Below are 20,399 nucleotides of genomic sequence, written 5' to 3'. Positions count from 1 at the left end.
ATCTGCTTAATAGAAAGAAGGAATGAAAAATGCTTGTTGTGATTTTAATTGGGGTACTTATTTTTGTGAATGTCATTATGGCTTTTTCATTGGGACTCGCAGCTAAACCCCACAAAAATGTTATTTTGGAAAATACATTGCCAAAAGAAGTCTTGGAAAAACCAGAAGTCAAGGCTTTAACCAAAAAGTATCGGTTGCGTTTATGGCAGATTGCAGGGATTTTTAGTCTATTGAATTTTACGATGTTTTTGACACAGTATGAATCTTTTTTAATGACTTTATTTTGGCTGTTACTGCTTATTCCCATGGGGGCTTTTTATGGGACCGAGATTTTTTATATTCGTCAAGTGGCGCAACTGAAAGCAAAAAAAGGGTGGCAATTACCAGTAACTCCTATTTTGGTTGATACTAAGCTAACTCAGACTAAAAATCGAAAAATGCTTGGTTTTAAATATTTAATCCCTGCCTTTATTTTGTCTGTTGTCTTGGCTTTAATCATGTTGAAAAGTCAAAACGATAATGCTGTAATTTTATCGATTTCTTTGGTTGTTGGAGGGCTGATTTCTGCAGGTCTTTTGTACAGCGTGAAACGTTTGCCCGTCTCTGCACCAACGAATGATGAAAGCATTAATCGACAATATAACGATTTAACTAAGCATGACTGGTCAGTTGTTGCCGTTGGCAGCGCTTATGGTACCTTAGTTGCTTTAGCAATGCCCTTTTTTGCGAGTCAATTAAGTGGAGTTTGGGCCCAAATCACGGTTTGGCTACTTTTAATTCTGGTGGTTGGCTTTAGTTTTTTACTGGTGGCCTATTTAATTTCACTGCGGAAAAAACAAGATGCACTTTTAAGCCAAGTGACAGAATTTCGCTATCAAGGAGAAGATCAGTACTGGCGCTTTGGTGTCTATATTAACGAAAGCGACCATCGTTTATTATTACCGGACCGAATTGGGTTGAATATGACCATGAATTTAGGTAGACCGATGGGTAAAATTTTTATGGGGGCAATTGTCCTCTTGGTAGTGGGCGTATTATTTGCTACTTTAATTCCAATTTATTTGATGGATTTTACCAAAGATCCTTTTCAAGCAGCGTTAAAAGAAGATGAATTAGTTTTAAAGGCGCCTTTTGCTGCTACTAGTGAAGTCAAATTAGCCGATATTCAACAGGTGACTTTGGTTGACAAATTAAAAAGTCCAGTAGAGCGTACGAGCGGATACGGTGGCGAGGATTACAGTACTGGTTATTACATGGTTGCTGATAAAAAGGCGACCCTTTATTTAGACAGCCGTTCTTTGCCTTTTTTAAAGATTACAACTAAAAATCGTGATTATTACTTCACTTTTAAAGAAGAACAGAAAACCAAACAACTCTATCAAAAATTAGTAACGAAACTTCAATCATATAGCAAAGCGTAGACAAAAGGGTCTACGCTTTTTTTGTGTAAAGGAATTCATATTGGCACTTTTAAAAGTTTTATTTTTGGACAATGAGTAAAAAATGTCTAAAAAATAAGGTGAAAAAGTAGTTTATTTTTGCACAATAAAATCTTCAGGGCTATTCTTAAATCAGAGGAAAAATGACCGGTTTAAAGTTTCAGTGAGAGGAAGTGACAATGATGAAAAAAGGATTACTACGTTTAGGCATTGGGGTTGCAGTTTTATCCCTTGGGGTTGCCTATATTGCTAAGAAAACAGGCTTTTTTGAAGATGATAGTCATTTGTATGACGAATTTGAAGCATAACAGGTGGCACTTTACCTGCTGTAATGTTTTGATTGGAGGGAATTATGATGAGAAAAAACAAAGCGATTATGATTGGTGCCGGACTTGCTAATATGGCGGCTGCAGTTTATTTAATTCAAGAAGGAAATTGGTCAGGCGATAAAATTACCTTTTATTCATTGGATGATCATGGCTCAAATGATGGTTCACCCTTAAAAGATGCAACCGATGAATATTGGAATGAAAACCACCCTTTAGAAAATCAAAAAGGTTATATTGCCCGTGGTGGTCGGATGTTGAATTATCGGACGTATGTTGATTTGATGGATCTTTTAGAACGCGTGCCATCGGTGACAGAAGAAAATATGACTGCTGCAGAAGATACGCGTGATTTTGATGCCAAACATCGTACATTTGACAAAGCACGGTTGATGCAAGGTGGCAAAGGGATTATCGATGGGGGCCATTTAGGTTTTAGCAATAAAGATAGAATGTTGTTAACAAAACTCATTGCTATGCCAGACTCAGAAGAAGAAAAATTGGATAATGTGACGATCGCAGAATATTTCAAAGATTCACCGACGTTTTTTGAAACAAACTTTTGGTATATGTGGGAGACTACTTTTGCTTTTCGGACAAAAAGTTCAGCCCAAGAATTACGTCGTTACATGCATCAAATGATTTATGAATTCACTCAAATTGAACATTTAGTTGGGGTGAATAGAACGCGCTACAATCAATATGAAAGTATCATGTTACCATTAATCAACTATTTAAAAGATCAAGGAGTTACCATTGTTTTAGATCGTTTGGTAACAGATTGGGAATTTAAAGAAACAACAATGCAAGATGAAATTACTGTTACTGGTCTGCACATGCTAAACACTCAAACCAACGAAGAAGAATTTGTCCCAGTCGATGACGATACAGCGGTCATTTTCACGAATGGTTCGATTACCGATGCGGCTACAATGGGTGACTATACTACTCCGGCTGTTGAAAATATGGATTATGGTGCAGCTTCTAGTCTTTGGAAAAAAGCGGCGGAACGTTTTTATAATCTTGGAAATCCAGATAAATTTTTTGCCGATCGTGAGGCTAGTGAATGGGTCAGCTTTACATTGACAACAAAAGACCATTTGCTATTAAATGAGATTGCGCGAATTACTACACAAGAACCTGGTAATGCCTTGAATTCTTTCTTATCAACAACTCCGATTACGCCGTTAAATCAAGTGGATGTGAATATGTCGATTGTAGTCCACCATCAACCGCATTTTACGACGCAAAAACCAAATGAAACCGTAATTTGGGGCTACTTCTTATATCCACGCCGCAGAGGTGAATTTGTCGACAAACAATACATTAAAATGACAGGCAAAGAAATGGCGCAAGAATTGATTGGTCAACTATCAAAAGTTGATCCAGGTCCGGTCAATATTAAAGAACGAGAAGCAGAAATTTTGGACAGTATCATTAATAATATCCCTGTCTATATGCCTTATGCTTCGGCTTTATTTAACAATCGGGCGAAAGTTGACCGTCCTAAAGTAATTCCTAAACACAGTACCAACTTGGCTTTCACGGGTGAATTTGTGGAACAACCTTACCAAATGATTTTCACAGAACAAAGTGCTGTACGCTCTGGTGAAATTGCGGCTTTCCATTTTGCAGGTATTCCAATGAGTCGTTTGGTTAAAACACCGCGTTACGACAAAGATTTACCAACTTTATTACGAGCCGCTAAAAAGATGTTTGAATAAAAGTGGGGTTGGCGTTTAAGTTTTGCTGAGGAAGCTTTAAACATGAAACCTGTAAGAAGAATTTAAGTAGTGGCAAGGTGGGCACTGCTTAGATTCTTTTTTTGTCTAAAAGTAGTATTTTTTTTCAAGAAAAACATTGATTGGAGCGTTTTAGCGCTGTCTGGTCTTTCAAAGGGCTCTGTTTTATGATTCCTTCAGCTTTTCCTATTGGGCTTATTATTTTTGGGTAATTGTTGAAATTTTCAAAAAATTCATGACAAAATCCTGAAAGTGTTGTACCATAGCAAAAAGCACCTTAAGAATAGGTCAAAGGAGAGTGGTTTGGCATGAAAATAAACTGGGATGAATTGGGTTTTGATTATATTAAATTACCATATCGTTTTATCGCCCATTGGAAAAATGGCGCGTGGGACAGCGGTCAATTAACAGAAGATGAATATTTGCCCATCCACGAAGGCTCTACTGCCTTACATTATGGTCAGCAATGTTTTGAAGGTTTAAAAGCCTACAGCAGAAAAGATGGAAAAGTAAATTTATTTCGAGCCGATCAAAATAGTGCCCGCATGAATAGGAGTGCGCGGCGCTTGTTGATGCCTGAGGTACCAGAAGAGCTTTTTCTTGGTGCAATTAAACAAGTTGTGGTAGCAAACCGTGAATTTGTGCCACCTTATGGTACTGGTGGTACGTTATATATTCGTCCATTATTAATTGGTGTGGGACCAAATATTGGTGTTCACGCAGCACCAGAGTATATTTTTACTGTTTTTTGTATGCCGGTGGGAGCGTATTTTAAAGGTGGTTTGACGCCAACGAATTTTATTGTTTCTGATTATGATCGCGCTGCGCCAAATGGAACCGGAGCTGCCAAAGTTGGTGGTAACTATGCGGCTAGTTTATTACCAGGCGAAAAAGCACAAGAACGTAACTTTTCGGATTGTATTTACTTAGATCCCGAAACGCACACAAAAATTGAAGAAGTCGGTTCTGCCAATTTCTTTGGAATTACCAAAGAAAATGAGTTTGTAACCCCAAAATCACCATCGATTTTACCAAGTATCACCAAATATTCTTTATTGCATCTAGCAAAAGAGCGCTTGGGATTAGAAGCTTTAGAAGAAGATGTGCCAATGGATAACTTAGATCGTTTTAAAGAAGCTGGGGCTTGCGGCACGGCCGCGGTTATTTCACCGATTGGTGGTATTCAATTTGGGGATGATTTTCACGTCTTTTATTCTGAAAAAGAAGTCGGACCCGTTACACAACAATTATATGATGAATTGACTGGCATTCAATTTGGTGATAAAAAGGCGCCGGCAGGTTGGATTATTACGCTTGCTTAAAACGTAAAAAAAGCAGTAGCGAAATTTCGCTACTGCTTTTTTGTTCACTTTACTTTTTTAATAAGTCAGCTAAGTTTGGCATGTCATGAATTTCATAACGTTCTTTGAATGCTTTGATTTGTTCTGCTGAGAAGTTATTTGGATCAAGTTCCATTGCATCAACCGGGAATGGACGATCGTTTGCAATTTTCACTTCAATAACAACCGGACGATCACTTTCTTTTGCCGCATCAAAAGCGGGGGCTAATTGATCGTAGTCTGTAATTGTAAAGCCTTTTGCTCCCATTGCTTCGGCTGCTTTACCAAAATCAACGTCATATAAATCAACACCAAAGATTGCTTTATTGGTTTCTTCTTGTTCTGCTTCAATGAAACCAAGTGAATCGTTCGTTAAGATCACGTTAATGATTGGTAATTTGTATTTTACTTGCGTGATGATATCTTGCATATTCATAGCAAAACCACCATCACCATTGATTGTGAAGACTTGACGATCTGGGTAACTTAATTTAGCACCAATTGCACCTGGCACCGCATAGCCCATCGTAGCAAACCAACCAGAAGTTGTAAATTGTTGTTTGCCGTTCATTTCCAAATGACGAACGGAATGTGTCGTAACATTCCCGACATCAACAACGAAAATTGCGTCATCTTCAGCAATTCGATTAATTTCTTTGTAAACGGGTTCTGGACGCATTGGTTTGCGGGCATCATCGTAGAAACTACGACGCCAATTATGCCAGTTTTTAATATTTTCTTGGTTTGCTTTGTACCAATTGTCAGCAGAGCGCGCTTCTCCAAGTTCAGTTAAACGTTGTAAAGTTAAAATACCATCACCTAAAATCGCAACGTCAACATCATGACGACGTCCAAATTTTGAACCATCAATATCTACTTGAATGAATTTAGCGCCTTTGTTGAACATAAAGTTACCAAATGGGAAATTGCTACCAACTGAAATAATTAAATCAGCACTAAGTAAGGCTTCATTAGCAGGTTTAGTTGCTACACGTGCAGCAGAGCCTAAATAATTTTCATAGTCATCGTTAATAATTCCCTTAGCTAAAACTGCGGCTGCAACCGGCATACTAAAGTGTTCAGCAAAAGCTTTAACCACGTCGGCGCCACCGCGAACTCCTTGGCCGATATATAAAACAGGTTGTTTTGCTTCTTTAATTAGTGGCAAGGCAGATTTTAATTGAGCTTCATTTGGTTGAATTGTTGCAGTTTGATATGTTGCGGCCGTTGAAACGAAGTTGTCTTCAATTTCAGCATAGCCGTAATCAACGGGAATAGTAACGACAGCGACACCACTGTGGCGATAAGCCGCTTTAATTGCTTCATCGATTACAAATGGCAAACTTTCAGCATTCATAGCCGTCCGATTGTAAACACTAACATCTGCAAAAATTGGATTTTCATTTAATTCTTGGAAAGCGTTGGTGTTCATAGCTGTTGATGCAACTTGACCAAGTAAGGCTAAAACAGGGACGTGATCCATTTGGGCATCATATAGACCGTTGATCAAATGTGTTGCACCAGGACCCGCAGAACCAAAGACAGCACCGATTTTGCCAGTTACTTTTGCATCAGCTGCAGCGGCTAGTGCCCCAGTTTCTTCATGACGGACTTGAATATATTTGATATGATTTTGTTCATCGAATAAAGCATCCATTGTGGAGTTGAAGGAACCACCAGGTAATCCGTATAGATGATCAATTCCCCAATCTTCCATGACTTTTAACATTGCGACGCCGGCATTGATTTTTGTCATTTTAAACACTTCTTTCTTATTTATATCGCGCGCTTTAAAGAACGCTCGTTTTATTGACCTGTCTTTATGTTACCGCCAATTAAAAAAAATTACCAATAATCTTACTCAAAGTAAGTAAAACGCCTGCAATCATTTACTTAATTACTGCTTGTGGGAATAAAAGGCGCAATTAAGCCTGCAAAAGCTTCAATATTTCGACTTTGAATAATAATTTTTCCTTGACCAGAAAAGCGATTCACTAGCCCTTCACCTGTTTTAAAACCAAAAGTGCCAGAAGCAAATTCAATGTGATAATCAAGGGACTTACTCCAAGCTAAGACATGCTCATTATCAACAACAAACTGTTGACTACCATCCATGGTGATTTCTACGAGATCGCCAAATCCATTGATCAGCATCATCCCTTCACCAGCGGTTTCCATGACGAATAAACCGCCAGTACCGCCTAATAAGGCACCTTCTAATTTTTGACGTTGCATCGTATAAGAGACACTACTCTCACTGGCTAAAAAGGCCCCAGTATTTAAACGCCATTGCGTTGGACCAATTGGCAATTCTCGAATAGTACCAGGAGTCGAAGGCGCAATCGTAACTTGGGCATTCTCTGCATCTCCTTTTACTTTAGTAATAAAGAAGCTTTCACCACTGGACAATGAGCGACCAAGGGCTTTCATCATACCGCCAATTCCTTTTTTACCATTACTATTCATGTGACCTTCAAGTGTAACTAAACCATTGTGATAAACCATTGAACCTGGTTCGATTTGAACTTCTTCACCTTCTTGTAGTGCAATATCCACTAAGGGAAAAACCGAAGTAGAGCTTAATTTGTATTTCATTTGCTAACCTTCTTTCCTCATTCATATTATTATTATATGACAAACTTGCTTTTGGGCAAAAAGTTAACTTCTGACAAAGAAGAGGGTTATTTATGGTGGTTTGATTTTTGAAATGATAAACTAAATGCAAAGAGAAAGTTTATGCGGGCAGCTGAATTGTTGAGTTTAGATAGAAATAGGTGACGTGGATGTTGATGATTATTGGAATAGTTTTAGGAATAATAGTAATTGGGTTGCTGTTTTATTACCATTACTTAAGGCGTTGGGCGCGTTTTTTTGTCGATGCCATTGTCGAAAGAGACAATCATTGGTATTTGTCAAAAGGACAGCCGTCATTAAATCCAGATGCAAAAAAAGAAGAGCCTACCGATGATCTTTACAATTTTTGGTTAACTGAATATGAATGGGGCGCACTTAGTTTTGACCAAGAAAAATTAGTGGCTTCAACTTTTTTGCAAGATAGTAGCCGGTGGGTCATTTGTGTCCATGGTTATCGGAGCACGGGCTTTGATGAAATGTCAGCCCAAGCTAAAACGTATTTTGAAGCAGGGTATAATGTTTTAGTCCCAGACCTTAGAGCCCATGGCCGCAGCAGTGGCAAAATTATCGGCCTGGGGTGGTTAGACCGTCTAGATTTAATTACTTGGATTAATTTAATTACAGAAAATAACTCACAAGCAGAAATCATCTTACATGGTGAAGGGATGGGAGCGGCTGCGGTATTGATGGCCAGTGGGGAAAAATTACCGCCTCAAGTAAAGCTATTAATTGCCGACAGTAGTTACACTTCCGTTTATAGTGCATTTAAATATCAACTCCACCGCTTAACCAACTATCCGGTTAATCGCTTTATGGGTCTGGCAAATCAATATGCCAAAAAAAGGAATGGCTATTCATTACTAGAGGCATCTGTCAGCCGACAGTTGGGGAGCAATCATTTGCCCGTTTTGTTTCTTCATGGCCAAGAAGATCAATTTATTCCAGTGAAAGAAACGGTTACCTTAATGGAAGCCACCGCCGATAAAAAAGAGCTTAAAATTTTTGCAGGAGTAGGGCACTTAAAAGCTAAAAAAGAACAGCCTGAAGCTTATTGGCAAACAATTTGGTCATTTATTGAAAAAAATTTAGGGTAGTGTAACGTAAAAGTGACAGGACCTTTTTAAAAGGATAATTATTTGTCTAAAAATGACACTACTGATAAAATGTAAGTGGTTATAGTTCTGATTAATACGCATTAATTAGAGTAGCGACACTTAAATTAAAGGAGGCAATCAGATGGAAGGTAATAAAATCGGTGGCCAAGAAGTCACAGAAGAAATGCTAGTTGCTGATGGGTATCGTAAGTACTCCGGCAAAGATATCGATATTTATTATAACAAAGACATTTGTGCCCATGTTGGCAATTGTGTTCGCGGAAATGGTGCAGTCTTTGAAGTCGGGCGCAGACCGTGGATTTTAGCAGACAATGCCAGCGCCGATGAAGATGCACGCGTTATTAATACATGTCCGACAGGGGCATTAAAATTTATTCGGAAGGATGTTTAAAATGGAATTTAAAGAAGAAAAAGACCGCTTTGCAGTATATGACGATGGAAAAGAAATTGGTGAAATGACTTGGTCACCTGCTGATAATATGATGATTATCGATCACACTTTTGTTGAACCAGCATATCGTGGCCAAAAAATTGCTGAACAATTAGTATTGCATGGCGTAGAACGTGCACGTCGGGATGATTTAAAGATTATTCCACTATGCCCATTTGCCAAAAAAGAATTTGCTGAAAAACCAGAATACGGTGACGTATTACGCAAATAATCTTTACCTATTAAACAGCACAACGAAGGTTATCTTCGTTGTGCTGTTTTTAGGTGGAGGAGGTAAGGTTAAAGTCTTTTTTTAAAACTATTCCTTGTGGCAATCTAGCAGTATTTATGCTAAAGTAAACTAGATGAATTGTATTTAAGGAGGAAGCGGCGAATGTATAATTTTTTATTAGGCGTAGTGATTGTGCTTTCAATCATCATTATTATCGCTATCATGATGCAGCCGAGCAAACAAAATAGTGCAGCCAGTGCCTTTACCGGCGGTGCCGACCAATTATTTGGTAAACAAAAAGCCCGCGGTTTTGAAGCCGTGATGCAGCGTACAACAGCAGTTTTGGGCGCTATTTGGTTAATTTTGTTATTTGTATTAGCCTTTTTATCATCAAAATAAACGGATAAAACCGATCATTTTTTGGCTGAAACTCATGGCGTATCCAGCGTCAGGTTTCAGCCTTCTTTTGTTTTTATGGTAAAATTGGGCTATTGAGGTGAGAAATCGTGGAAAAAAAACCAGCATCATTTTTTACAAAAAAAGGAAAGAAAGCTGTTTTGCTCTTTCATGCATATTCTGGCAGCCCCAATGACGTCAGAATGCTGTCACGAGCATTGGAAAAAGAAAACTATACTGTCTATGCACCACTTTTTTTGGGGCACGGTACTATGGAGCCCAAAGAAATTTTAATGACAGATTTTAAAAGATGGGAAGAAGATGCCGAAAATGCTTTTTCTACATTAGTTAAAGAAGGCTTTGAAGAAATTGCTGTTTTTGGCCTATCGATGGGTGGAATTTTTGCCATGGACTTATTAACCAAAGGCTACCCAGAGATTGTAGCAGGTGGTGCTTTTTGCTCGCCTTTATTTAAAACAGAAAATAATGTCGAAGAAAACTTCCTATTATATGCTAAACAAATTTATCAACGTCAAAAAATTAGTGGTGATATACTAGCAGCAAAGCTAAGTGAGCTAAGACCACTAGTAAATAAACAATTGCAAAATATTGAAGCGCTAGGAGCGCGAGTTAGTCAAAATCTTTCTTCTGTACAGGTGCCGGTTTACTTGGCCCAAGGCGGTGCCGATGAAATGATTGATGCAAAAACGGCATATAAAACTGCCGCAGCATTAAGACAAGTAGATGTAACATTGGACTGGTACGCCCAAAGTGGTCACGTCATTACCGTTGATCCGGTGCACCAACAATTTGAAAAAGATGTTATCCACTTCTTAACTAAGCTAAATGAAAAGAGGTAGAAAATGAAAGCAACAATCAAAGAGCAGATTTTAACTTTTCTAGCTACAAGTAATAAGAAAAGTTTTTCTGCCGAAGAAATTGCCGAAGGTTTAAAACTGCAAAAAAGTAATGATTTTAAAGTGCTCATCCAGACAATCGCTGTGATGGAACGAGAAGGGACTATTGTCTTTAATAAAAAAGGTAAAATTAAATTACCACCTCAAAAAGTATTGGTGGAGGGGACTTTTCGCGCCAATGAGCGGGGATTTGGTTTTGTGACCATCGATCCTGAAGAAGATGATATTTTTATTCCAAAAGAAGCCACAGGTTTTGCCATGGATGGCGATACAGTTGCCATTGATATTGTGAAGGTCTCTGATCCTTTTTCTGATCGTGGTGCCGAAGGGCAAGTCGTTGAAATTAGACAACGGGCGGTCAAACAAATCGTGGGTGAATTCACGTTATTTGATGAAAGTGAAATCGCAGAAAGTGATTTGTACGGCAGCGTGAAACCAAAGGATAAAAATTTTAACGGCCTAAGAGTTTTAGTTGCTGCTGAGGGTATTAAACCAGTAGACGGCAGTATTGTCATTGTGGAGATTACCCATTACCCAGAAAAAGGCTATCCGACTAGCATTGAAGGTATCATAAAACAAGTTATCGGCCACAAAAACGACCCAGGCATGGATATTTTATCCATCGTTATTAGCCATGGCATTCCAACCAGCTTTCCAGCTAATGTCTTAGCCCAAGCAGACAAAGTACCTGAAACAATCAACCCTGCTGATTTTCCAGAGCGGATTGATCGCAGCGACCAATTGATCGTGACAATTGACGGCGAAGATGCAAAGGACTTAGATGATGCAGTTACTGTAAAAAAATTAGCAAATGGTAATTTTTTCTTAGGTGTGCATATCGCAGATGTCTCGTATTATGTAACAGAAGGTAGCCCGCTAGATCAAGAAGCGTATGAGCGAGGGACTAGTGTCTATTTAACCGATCGCGTTATTCCAATGATTCCCCAACGGCTGTCAAATGGTATTTGTTCTCTAAACCCGCACGTGCCTCGTCTCACTATGAGTTGTGAAATGGAGATTGATTCAAGTGGGAAAATTGTCAAACACGCTATTTTTCCAAGTATTATCCAAACTAGTGAACGAATGACCTACACGGCAGTGAACGCGATTATTGAAAATCATGACCCAGAAGTCTCCCAACGGTATGAAAAATTAGTACCGATGTTTTTTGAAATGGCGGAGTTACACCATATTTTGGAACAACGCCGGATACAAAGAGGAGCGGTTAGCTTTGAAGATCGCGAAGCAAAAGTTTTAGTAGATGAAGATGGTCATCCAAAAGATATTGTTTTACGGAGTCGCGGCATTGGGGAACGTTTAATTGAATCTTTCATGTTAGCAGCCAACGAAACAGTAGCAGAGCACTATAATAAGTTGCATTTGCCGTTTATTTATCGTATTCATGAAGATCCAAAAGAAGAAAAATTGCAACGCTTCTTTGATTTTACTGCCGCTTTGGGGATGGTAGTTAAACATACTAAAGGAAGTATTACACCAAAAGATTTGCAAAAAGTTGTTGCTGATGTGGCAGAACGTCCCGAAGCAATGATTGTGAACATGATGTTGTTACGTAGTATGCAACAGGCAAAATATTCTGAACACAATGCAGGCCATTATGGCTTAGCGGCAGATTATTATACACACTTTACTTCACCGATTAGGCGCTATCCCGATTTAATTGTGCATCGTTTAATTAGAAGTTATGCAAGCACTACGGATAAAAAGATGCAAAGTAAATGGCAAGAAAAGCTGCCAGAAATTGCCCATCATTCTTCTGATATGGAACGTCGGGCTGTTTTGTGTGAGCGTGAAGTTGACGCTATGAAAAAAGCTGAGTTCATGCAAGCACATATTGGTGAAGACTTTGACGGAGTTATCAGCTCGATTACGAAATTTGGTATCTTCATTGAATTACCGAATACAATTGAAGGTATGATCCACATTAGTAATTTAAAAGATGATTACTTCCATTTTGTTGAACAACAGCTGGCACTCGTTGGTGAAAGAACAGGAATGACTTTTAAAATTGGCCAAAAAGTACGGGTAAAAGTGACCAATGCAAATCCTGAAACCAGAGAAATTGATTTTGAATTGGTTTCAGCAGAAGAAGTTACCCAATTACCACGTCCACAAACGAGTCGGAAAAATCGCGGTGGTAAAAAAATCACGAATCCTGCTAACTTCCGCAAGAAAAATTCTACAACTAAAGCTAAGACCGGTGATAAAAAAGGTCAACTAAAAGTTTATTTAGGAAATAATAAGAAGAAAAAAGGTAAAAAACCGTTTTATAAAGGAGTCAAAAAGAAAAAACATAAATAATGAAAAGCGGTTGGGACAAAGGCGTTGGGCTTATCTGTAATTGAAAGCAGGATTATAGGAATGTCTCAGCCCTTGTTAGAAAGCTCTGACAGTGCTAAGGCAGTCAGATCAATGTTTTTTCTTGTGGAAATTTTAGCGGCCTTTATAAATAAAAAAGCACAGGAGGTGGCTTATATGCCAAAAGGCGAAGGTAAATTGATCGCCCAAAATAAAAAAGCCCGCCACGACTATACAATTATTGATACGTTAGAAGCTGGGATTGTTTTACAAGGGACAGAAATTAAGTCAATCCGCAATGCCCGCATTAATTTAAAAGACGGTTTTGTTCGTGTTCGCAATGGGGAAGCATTCTTATACAATGTCCACATCTCACCTTATGAACAAGGCAATTTATTCAATCACGATCCACTGCGGACACGAAAACTTTTATTACACCGTAAACAAATTGATCGTTTATATGGTGAAATGAAAAGTGCCGGGATGACCGTAGTCCCGCTTAAAGTCTACTTAAAAGACGGTTTTGCCAAAGTCTTAATTGGACTTGCTAAGGGGAAAAAAGAGTATGATAAACGTGAAACATTAAAACGTAAGGATCAAGAAAGACAAATAAGCCGCGTTTTAAAAAACTATTGAAGAAATTTGCATTTAACAGGGGATATTGCTTTATAAAGTTGGGTCTTTTTGATAGCATTTACTCAGACGGTGTGTCAAATTTCGCTTTTTTAGTTAATGATTCGTTTTACTGATTATAGGTATTACACATTTCTATTAGTCATTTTGCTAAAACTGTCAAATCTTACTGAAAATCTTTTGAAATTTTCTATCCGTGGTGGTATGATACCCATTGGTTATCATGCCAAAAGCATTAGCAGCACTTATTTACCAGCTTTTTTAGCTGGAGCATACGTATGAAAAGAGGTGAGAAATATTGAAAGAAAAACCACTCGTTTTCAATATTGGTCCCATCTGGTTTGATGGCACCATCCTTTTAATGACACTTATCACGTGTGTTATTGTCTTTACACTAGTTTTTGTTTGTACACGAAATTTACAGTTAAAACCAAAGGGCAAACAAAACTTTATTGAGTGGGTAATTGATTTCGTTCGCGGTATCTTAGGAGATAACCTCCCAAGTAATGAAGTGAACAACTTCCATTTATTATCATTTGCCTTGTTTCTATTTGTTTTTGTCGCCAATGAGATTGGTCTTGTGACGAAAATTGTTGTCGGTGAAACAACTTTTTGGAAAAGTCCAACCGCGGATCCCTTTGTGACATTGACATTGGCATTGATGATGATTGCGATGACCCATTTCTTCGGGGTGCAAAAATTTGGGTTGAAAGGTTACTTTAAAGTATCATTTTTACAACCCGTAGCCTTTTTGCTACCAATTAAGATCATCGAAGAATTTACCAACATCATTACCCTGGGTTTACGTCTTTACGGGAATATTTTCGCCGGTGAGGTTTTGCTTGGCTTAATTGTTGACATGTTAAACAATGTTGGCTGGCTAACGCTTCCTGTAGTTATTCCATTAGAGATGATTTGGATTGGCTTCTCATTATTTATAGGCGCCATCCAAGCGTACGTATTTGTCACCTTATCCATGGTATTTATGGGGCACAAATTGGAAACAGAAGAGTAGATTCAAAAGACATTTATCAACTGGTTTGACGACAAAATGCAAAAACATTTATCCGGTCGTCTCAACTTTATAATTTAGGAGGAAAAAAATTATGAACTTTATCGCAGCAGGTATCGCAATCGTCGGGGCAGCTATCGGAGCTGGTTATGGTAACGGGAAAGTTATCTCACAAACTATCGAATCTATGGCACGCCAACCAGAAATGTCTGGTCAATTACGTTCCACAATGTTCATCGGGGTTGCGTTAGTAGAAGCTGTGCCTATTTTAGGTGTGGTTATTGCTTTGTTACTTGTGTTCATGGGCTAAAACCACGAGAAAAGCAGAAACGGATGCAAACTGTTTTTGCTTTTTTGCCATGATACGGCAACCTTAAATAGTAGAAAAGGAGCTTACGCTTATGCTAAATATTGTATTAGCAGAAGTCGGGAATACAACTATCAGTAGTATCGTCGTTGTATCCGGTTCTTTCTTATTGTTAGTTGCACTTTTAAAGCACTTTGCTTGGGGCGCAATTTCAGACATGATGAAAAAACGGGAAGATAAAATTGCTAACGATTTAGATTCCGCTGAACAATCCCGGACTAAAGCAGCTAAGCTTGAACAAGAACGTCAAACTCAATTGATGTCTTCCAAAAGCGAAGCAGCTGAAATCATCAAAAATGCTAAAGACAGCGGCGAGCTCAGCCGTCAAAATATTTTAAACGAAACCAAAGAAGAGGTATCTCGTTTGAAAGATAAGGCAAAAAGTGATATTTCCATGGAAAGAGATGCTGCAATGACAAGTGTTAAAGACGATGTAGCTGAACTTTCTTTACAAATTGCCGAAAAAATCTTGAACAAAGAGCTATCGCCAGAAGCCCATGAAGCATTAATTAATCACTATATTGAAGGATTGGGCAACCATGAAACTCGATAAATACACGGTAGGCAAACGCTACGGTAAAGCGTTGTTTGAGCTGGCGGCAGAAGAACGGGTTACCGATGCTGTCTACCAAGATTTGCTTAGTTTGAAAAACGTTTATGAAGCAATTCCTGATCTTGGTAATATGCTGAGTGATGTTCGTTTGAACTTAGGAGCAAAACGCGCTTTAATGGACAAAATCGTTTCCGAATTTGACGGAATCACCAAAAACTTTTTAGAAGTTGTTTTCCGTTATAATCGCATGGATGATTTAATTTTAATCATCGATGAATATGAACGCCGTTATGATGAAGCCCAAAGCCTAGTTTTGGGTACGGTGACAACCGCCGTGACTTTGTCTAGTGAGCAAAAAGGACAATTAGAAGAAAAAATTGCCAGCTTATTGGGCTATAAAAAAGCAAATTTGGTTGAAAAAGTTGATCCCAATATTTTAGGCGGGGTCGTGGTGGAAGCCAACCATCAAGTAATTGACGGCAGTGTAAAAAGCCGATTAGAACAACTACGATCGATGATTGGTAGATAAGTTTAATTAAAGAGGTGAAACAAATGGCCATCAAAGCAGAAGAAATCAGTGCTCTGATTAAAGAACAAATTAAAAATTACCAGAGTGAACTAGCAGTCGAAGAAATTGGGACTGTAACTTACGTTGGTGACGGGATTGCCCGGGCTCACGGTTTGGAAAATGCCATGAGTGGTGAATTGCTAGAATTTTCCAATGGTTCATTTGGGATGGCGCAAAACTTAGAAACAAACGACGTCGGGATTATCATCTTAGGCGACTTTGAGACCATCCGCGAAGGCGATAAAGTAAAACGTACTGGGAAAATTATGGAAGTACCAGTTGGGGATGCTTTAATTGGTCGGGTTGTAAATCCATTAGGTCAACCAATCGACGGTCTAGGTGCAATTGATACCAATAAAACACGCCCAGTGGAAACATTAGCACCAGGTGTTATGCAACGACAATCCGTTTCTGAACCTATGCAAACTGGGTTAAAAGCCATTGACGCTTTAGTGCCAATTGGTCGTGGTCAACGGGAACTCGTTATCGGGGATCGAAAAACCGGTAAAACATCCATTGCGATTGATACAATTATCAACCAAAAAGGTCAAGATATGATTTGTATTTACGTGGCAATTGGACAAAAAGATTCAACAGTTCGTGCACAAGTGGAAACATTACGTAAATATGGTGCCTTAGATTATACAATCGTTGTTTCTGCTGGGGCATCACAACCAGCTCCATTACTATACATCGCACCGTATGCTGGTACGGCTATGGGTGAAGAATTCATGTATAACGGCAAACACGTATTAATTGTTTTTGATGACTTATCAAAACAAGCTGTTGCTTATCGTGAACTCTCTTTACTATTACGTCGTCCACCAGGTCGTGAAGCTTATCCAGGGGATGTTTTCTATTTGCACTCTCGTCTATTGGAACGGGCGGCCAAACTTTCTGATGAATTAGGTGGCGGTTCAATGACCGCGTTACCATTTGTGGAAACGCAAGCCGGAGATATCTCTGCTTATATCCCAACCAATGTGATTTCAATCACCGATGGACAAATTTTCTTAGAAAATGATTTGTTCTATTCTGGTGTGCGACCTGCTATTGACGCTGGTTTATCAGTGTCACGGGTTGGGGGCTCTGCTCAAATTAAAGCAATGAAAAAAGTTGCGGGAACGCTTCGTTTGGACTTAGCTAGTTATCGTGAACTAGAAGCCTTTACACAGTTTGGTTCTGATTTGGACCAAGCGACCCAAGCAAAACTAAATCGTGGTCGCCGTACCGTAGAAATTTTGAAACAAAAATTACATGCACCATTAGCTGTTGAAAAACAAGTTATCATTTTATATGCCTTAACCCACGGTTTTATTGACAGTATTCCAGTTAACCGTGTCTTGGATTTCGAAGAAAACTTGTTTGAGTATATTGATGCAAACCATGCTGATATCTTTGAAACTATTCGTACAACCAAAGATTTACCGGCTGAAGATCAAGTGGATGCAGCAATTAAAGAAGCAAAAGATATCTTTATGGCTGCCGGTAATAGTAGTAGCGGTTCTGCCAAAGAAACTGTCGCTTCAATCGAAAACGAACGTTCTTAAAAGAGGTGAGATAAATGGGAGCTTCCTTAAACGAGATTAAGCAACGGATTGCTTCAACGAAGAAAACCAGTCAAATCACCAACGCCATGCAAATGGTATCGGCGGCTAAATTGACCAAGTCTGAAGCTCACTCAAAACAGTTTCAAATTTATGCCTCAAAAGTTCGGGAAGTAGTAACGCATTTGACTGCACAACAGTTAAATGATATTTATTCTGCCGGCCCACAAGATGGGGTGAATTACAATAGCATGCTGATTAGCCGTCCGGTAAAAAAAACCGGCTACATCGTGATTACCTCTGATGGTGGTTTAGTTGGTGGCTACAATAGTTCAATTTTAAAACAAATGATGTCGATGTTAAAAGAAGACCACCAATCAGCCGATGAATACGTGATGGTAGCTATTGGCGCGACAGGAGCTGACTTTTTTAAAGCACGGGGAATTAATTTGGCATATGAATTGCGTAATTTGTCTGACCAACCAAGTTTTGAAGAAGTTCGTAAAATCGTTACCATGGCAACAACAATGTATCAAAATGAAGTCTTTGATGAATTATATGTGTGCTACAATCACCATATTAATTCATTAACGAGTCAGTTTCGAGTTGAAAAAATGTTGCCAATTGTTGACTTGGATCCAGAAGAAGCGGAAAGTTATGAACAAGAATATTTGTTTGAACCTTCCAAAGAAGAAATTCTAGATCACTTGTTACCACAATATGCTGAAAGTTTAATTTACGGTGCAATCGTTGATGCGAAAACCGCTGAACATGCAGCCGGAATGACAGCTATGAAGACAGCAACAGACAATGCGAAAAATATTATCGGTGATTTGACGATTTCTTATAATCGCGCACGTCAAGGGGCAATTACCCAAGAAATTACCGAAATTGTAGCGGGAGCTTCGGCACTCGATTAATGATTTCGTGAGTGAATGGAGGAAAACAGATGAGTTCAGGCAAGATTGTTCAAGTAATCGGTCCCGTTGTTGACGTGGAATTTTCTTTAGATCAATCATTACCAGACATTAACAATGCCTTGGTTGTCTATAAAAACGACGAGCAAAAAACCAAGATTGTATTAGAAGCTGCCTTGGAACTAGGTGATGGTGTAATTCGAACTATCGCCATGGAGTCTACCGATGGTTTGCAGCGGGGAATGGAAGTTGTCGACACTGGCAGCTCAATCTCTGTGCCAGTAGGTAAAGATACTTTAGGTCGTGTATTTAACGTTTTGGGGGATACAATCGACTTGGAAGCACCTTTTCCAGCTGATGCTAAACGTAGTGGTATCCATAAAAAAGCACCTGATTTTGATGAATTAAGCACTAGTACAGAAATTTTGGAAACTGGGATTAAAGTTATCGACTTACTAGCCCCTTACTTAAAAGGTGGTAAAGTTGGGTTGTTCGGTGGTGCCGGTGTTGGTAAAACCGTTTTAATCCAAGAATTAATTCATAATATTGCCCAAGAACACGGCGGGATTTCTGTTTTTACCGGTGTTGGTGAACGTACCCGTGAAGGTAATGACTTGTATTATGAAATGAAAGAGTCTGGCGTTATTGAAAAAACTGCCATGGTCTTTGGTCAAATGAATGAGCCACCAGGTGCCCGGATGCGGGTTGCGTTGACTGGTTTAACAATTGCGGAATACTTCCGCGATGTAGAAGGTCAAGACGTATTGCTCTTTATCGATAATATTTTCCGTTTTACGCAAGCCGGCTCAGAAGTATCTGCCTTGTTAGGCCGGATGCCATCTGCTGTTGGTTATCAACCAACACTAGCAACTGAAATGGGACAACTGCAAGAACGGATTACTTCAACGAAAAAAGGTTCTATTACGTCTATTCAAGCGATCTATGTACCAGCCGATGACTACACTGACCCTGCGCCAGCAACAGCATTTGCTCACTTAGATGCAACAACCAACTTGGAACGTAAATTAACAGAACAAGGGATTTATCCAGCGGTCGATCCCCTTGCATCATCTTCTAGTGCTTTAGCACCAGAAATTGTTGGTGAAGTTCACTATGAAGTAGCCAGTGAAGTCCAACATGTCTTGCAACGTTACCGTGAATTACAAGATATTATCGCCATCTTAGGGATGGATGAATTGTCAGATGAAGAAAAAGTCTTGGTCGCTAGAGCGCGCCGAATTCAATTTTTCTTATCACAAAACTTCCACGTTGCCGAACAATTTACCGGACAACCGGGTTCTTATGTACCCGTTGCCGAAACAATTAAAGGCTTCAAAGAAATTTTAGATGGGAAGCACGATGAATTACCAGAAGAAGCCTTCCGTAATGTCGGTACAATTGAAGAAGCGGTGGAAAAAGCGAAAAAACTAGGCTACTAGAAAGGGGTGCACCATGGAATACTTAACTGTAAATGTGGTAACACCTAATGGTTTAGTTTATGATCACCACGCTAAAATCGTTGTTGCCAACACAACGGCTGGTGAAATTGGTATTTTACCAAAACACGCACCGATTATTACACCTTTAGCAATTGATGAAGTTCGGGTAAAACGTACCGATTCTGATACCCATGTTGACTGGATTGCGGTTAACGGCGGCATTATGGAAGTGCGAGATAATGTGGTCTCCATTATTGCCGATAGCGCTGAGCGGGAACGTGATATCGATGTTTCTCGGGCTGAACGCGCCAAACAGCGGGCTGAACGTATGATTGAAGAAGCACGGGAAAAAGAAGATGTCGATTCTTTACGCCGAGCGACTGTTGCTTTGCATCGGGCTATTAATCGGATTAATGTTTCAAAACATCAATGATAAGCAATGATGCCTAACCGCAATTTTATACTTGGTAGCAAAT

The 20,399-nt window shown here is 39.1% G+C and carries 21 protein-coding genes; 19 read left to right on the top strand and 2 right to left on the bottom strand.

What is annotated here, in order from left to right; translation table 11 throughout:
- Positions 1-29 precede the first annotated feature (29 nt).
- The 4 genes from JZO76_RS12380 to JZO76_RS12365 all read left to right on the top strand — a co-directional run bounded on the left by JZO76_RS12380 (position 30) and on the right by JZO76_RS12365 (position 4,829).
- Positions 30-1,421: a PH domain-containing protein gene (locus JZO76_RS12380; RefSeq protein WP_206904974.1), complete on the top strand. Its 1,392-nt coding sequence runs from the start codon at positions 30-32 to the stop codon at positions 1,419-1,421.
- A 200-nt stretch (positions 1,422-1,621) separates the two neighbouring features.
- Positions 1,622-1,747 (top strand): methanol dehydrogenase, encoded by a 126-nt coding sequence (locus JZO76_RS12375; protein WP_206904973.1) that lies wholly within the window; start codon positions 1,622-1,624, stop codon positions 1,745-1,747.
- Positions 1,748-1,794: 47 nt separating this feature from the next.
- Complete coding sequence (locus tag JZO76_RS12370) at positions 1,795-3,489, top strand: oleate hydratase (protein ID WP_206904972.1); 1,695 nt, start codon at positions 1,795-1,797, stop codon at positions 3,487-3,489.
- Positions 3,490-3,815: 326 nt separating this feature from the next.
- On the top strand, positions 3,816-4,829 hold the full coding sequence (locus JZO76_RS12365) for a branched-chain amino acid aminotransferase (RefSeq protein ID WP_206904971.1): 1,014 nt from the start codon (positions 3,816-3,818) through the stop codon (positions 4,827-4,829).
- A 49-nt stretch (positions 4,830-4,878) separates the two neighbouring features.
- On the opposite strand, the gene spxB is transcribed toward JZO76_RS12365, so the two are convergent.
- Together spxB and JZO76_RS12355 are read right to left on the bottom strand one after the other, a co-directional pair.
- Complete coding sequence (gene spxB / locus JZO76_RS12360; protein WP_206904970.1) at positions 4,879-6,603, bottom strand: pyruvate oxidase; 1,725 nt, start codon at positions 6,601-6,603, stop codon at positions 4,879-4,881.
- 137 nt (positions 6,604-6,740) lie between these two features.
- A complete protein-coding gene (locus tag JZO76_RS12355) occupies positions 6,741-7,442 on the bottom strand; it encodes a TIGR00266 family protein (protein WP_206904968.1) in 702 nt (233 codons plus the stop codon).
- A 188-nt stretch (positions 7,443-7,630) separates the two neighbouring features.
- Here JZO76_RS12355 and JZO76_RS12350 point away from each other — a divergent pair, with 188 nt between their 5' ends.
- The 15 genes from JZO76_RS12350 (at position 7,631) to JZO76_RS12280 (ending at position 20,356) form a co-directional block, all read left to right on the top strand.
- Positions 7,631-8,575, top strand: coding sequence for an alpha/beta hydrolase (locus JZO76_RS12350; protein WP_242595880.1), 945 nt, complete (start codon positions 7,631-7,633; stop codon positions 8,573-8,575).
- A 142-nt stretch (positions 8,576-8,717) separates the two neighbouring features.
- Positions 8,718-8,987 carry a (4Fe-4S)-binding protein gene (locus tag JZO76_RS12345; protein WP_206904966.1) on the top strand — a complete coding sequence of 90 codons (270 nt, stop codon included), beginning with the start codon at positions 8,718-8,720 and terminating at the stop codon, positions 8,985-8,987.
- A gap of 1 nt (position 8,988) precedes the next feature.
- Positions 8,989-9,258 (top strand): GNAT family N-acetyltransferase, encoded by a 270-nt coding sequence (locus tag JZO76_RS12340; protein ID WP_206904965.1) that lies wholly within the window; start codon positions 8,989-8,991, stop codon positions 9,256-9,258.
- A gap of 162 nt (positions 9,259-9,420) precedes the next feature.
- The gene (gene secG / locus JZO76_RS12335; RefSeq protein ID WP_071865626.1) at positions 9,421-9,657 is read left to right on the top strand and encodes a preprotein translocase subunit SecG; all 237 of its coding nucleotides are present in this window, start codon (positions 9,421-9,423) and stop codon (positions 9,655-9,657) included.
- A 107-nt stretch (positions 9,658-9,764) separates the two neighbouring features.
- Complete coding sequence (locus JZO76_RS12330) at positions 9,765-10,514, top strand: alpha/beta hydrolase (protein WP_206904961.1); 750 nt, start codon at positions 9,765-9,767, stop codon at positions 10,512-10,514.
- Positions 10,515-10,517: 3 nt separating this feature from the next.
- On the top strand, positions 10,518-12,890 hold the full coding sequence (gene rnr, locus JZO76_RS12325) for a ribonuclease R (protein WP_206904959.1): 2,373 nt from the start codon (positions 10,518-10,520) through the stop codon (positions 12,888-12,890).
- Between the two features lie 174 nt (positions 12,891-13,064).
- Positions 13,065-13,523: an SsrA-binding protein SmpB gene (smpB, locus tag JZO76_RS12320; protein WP_206904952.1), complete on the top strand. Its 459-nt coding sequence runs from the start codon at positions 13,065-13,067 to the stop codon at positions 13,521-13,523.
- Between the two features lie 295 nt (positions 13,524-13,818).
- Entirely contained in the window at positions 13,819-14,535 is a 717-nt protein-coding gene (atpB, locus tag JZO76_RS12315; RefSeq protein WP_071865630.1) for a F0F1 ATP synthase subunit A, read from the top strand.
- A 91-nt stretch (positions 14,536-14,626) separates the two neighbouring features.
- Positions 14,627-14,842, top strand: coding sequence for an ATP synthase F0 subunit C (atpE, locus tag JZO76_RS12310; protein ID WP_016171491.1), 216 nt, complete (start codon positions 14,627-14,629; stop codon positions 14,840-14,842).
- A 91-nt stretch (positions 14,843-14,933) separates the two neighbouring features.
- Positions 14,934-15,452 (top strand): F0F1 ATP synthase subunit B, encoded by a 519-nt coding sequence (gene atpF, locus JZO76_RS12305; protein ID WP_206904950.1) that lies wholly within the window; start codon positions 14,934-14,936, stop codon positions 15,450-15,452.
- A complete protein-coding gene (gene atpH, locus JZO76_RS12300; RefSeq protein ID WP_206904947.1) occupies positions 15,439-15,981 on the top strand; it encodes an ATP synthase F1 subunit delta in 543 nt (180 codons plus the stop codon). The genes atpF and atpH overlap by 14 nt, the downstream gene beginning before the upstream one ends.
- A gap of 23 nt (positions 15,982-16,004) precedes the next feature.
- Positions 16,005-17,570 carry a F0F1 ATP synthase subunit alpha gene (gene atpA, locus JZO76_RS12295; RefSeq protein WP_206904943.1) on the top strand — a complete coding sequence of 522 codons (1,566 nt, stop codon included), beginning with the start codon at positions 16,005-16,007 and terminating at the stop codon, positions 17,568-17,570.
- Between the two features lie 14 nt (positions 17,571-17,584).
- Positions 17,585-18,487: a F0F1 ATP synthase subunit gamma gene (locus JZO76_RS12290; protein WP_206904940.1), complete on the top strand. Its 903-nt coding sequence runs from the start codon at positions 17,585-17,587 to the stop codon at positions 18,485-18,487.
- A gap of 29 nt (positions 18,488-18,516) precedes the next feature.
- On the top strand, positions 18,517-19,923 hold the full coding sequence (gene atpD, locus JZO76_RS12285; protein ID WP_206904937.1) for a F0F1 ATP synthase subunit beta: 1,407 nt from the start codon (positions 18,517-18,519) through the stop codon (positions 19,921-19,923).
- 13 nt (positions 19,924-19,936) lie between these two features.
- Positions 19,937-20,356 (top strand): F0F1 ATP synthase subunit epsilon, encoded by a 420-nt coding sequence (locus JZO76_RS12280; protein ID WP_206904934.1) that lies wholly within the window; start codon positions 19,937-19,939, stop codon positions 20,354-20,356.
- The last annotated feature ends 43 nt before the right edge of the window (positions 20,357-20,399 follow it).

Source organism: Candidatus Enterococcus myersii, assembly GCF_017316025.1.
Lineage (GTDB): Bacteria > Bacillota > Bacilli > Lactobacillales > Enterococcaceae > Enterococcus_C > Enterococcus_C montenegrensis.
Note: the sequence above shows the minus strand (reverse complement) of the source record. Positions and strands in the feature narration are given on the sequence as shown.

Coding starts and splice junctions, on each gene's coding strand:
- atpF (WP_206904950.1), top strand. CDS start 14,934: ATGCTAAATATTGTATTAGCAGAAGTCGGGAATACAACTATCAGTAGT.
- JZO76_RS12370 (WP_206904972.1), top strand. CDS start 1,795: ATGAGAAAAAACAAAGCGATTATGATTGGTGCCGGACTTGCTAATATG.
- secG (WP_071865626.1), top strand. CDS start 9,421: ATGTATAATTTTTTATTAGGCGTAGTGATTGTGCTTTCAATCATCATT.
- JZO76_RS12280 (WP_206904934.1), top strand. CDS start 19,937: ATGGAATACTTAACTGTAAATGTGGTAACACCTAATGGTTTAGTTTAT.
- JZO76_RS12380 (WP_206904974.1), top strand. CDS start 30: ATGCTTGTTGTGATTTTAATTGGGGTACTTATTTTTGTGAATGTCATT.
- spxB (WP_206904970.1), bottom strand. CDS start 6,603: ATGACAAAAATCAATGCCGGCGTCGCAATGTTAAAAGTCATGGAAGAT.
- JZO76_RS12375 (WP_206904973.1), top strand. CDS start 1,622: ATGAAAAAAGGATTACTACGTTTAGGCATTGGGGTTGCAGTTTTATCC.
- atpE (WP_016171491.1), top strand. CDS start 14,627: ATGAACTTTATCGCAGCAGGTATCGCAATCGTCGGGGCAGCTATCGGA.
- atpH (WP_206904947.1), top strand. CDS start 15,439: ATGAAACTCGATAAATACACGGTAGGCAAACGCTACGGTAAAGCGTTG.
- JZO76_RS12290 (WP_206904940.1), top strand. CDS start 17,585: ATGGGAGCTTCCTTAAACGAGATTAAGCAACGGATTGCTTCAACGAAG.
- JZO76_RS12365 (WP_206904971.1), top strand. CDS start 3,816: ATGAAAATAAACTGGGATGAATTGGGTTTTGATTATATTAAATTACCA.
- smpB (WP_206904952.1), top strand. CDS start 13,065: ATGCCAAAAGGCGAAGGTAAATTGATCGCCCAAAATAAAAAAGCCCGC.
- rnr (WP_206904959.1), top strand. CDS start 10,518: ATGAAAGCAACAATCAAAGAGCAGATTTTAACTTTTCTAGCTACAAGT.
- JZO76_RS12340 (WP_206904965.1), top strand. CDS start 8,989: ATGGAATTTAAAGAAGAAAAAGACCGCTTTGCAGTATATGACGATGGA.
- atpD (WP_206904937.1), top strand. CDS start 18,517: ATGAGTTCAGGCAAGATTGTTCAAGTAATCGGTCCCGTTGTTGACGTG.
- JZO76_RS12350 (WP_242595880.1), top strand. CDS start 7,631: ATGTTGATGATTATTGGAATAGTTTTAGGAATAATAGTAATTGGGTTG.
- JZO76_RS12355 (WP_206904968.1), bottom strand. CDS start 7,442: ATGAAATACAAATTAAGCTCTACTTCGGTTTTTCCCTTAGTGGATATT.
- JZO76_RS12345 (WP_206904966.1), top strand. CDS start 8,718: ATGGAAGGTAATAAAATCGGTGGCCAAGAAGTCACAGAAGAAATGCTA.
- atpA (WP_206904943.1), top strand. CDS start 16,005: ATGGCCATCAAAGCAGAAGAAATCAGTGCTCTGATTAAAGAACAAATT.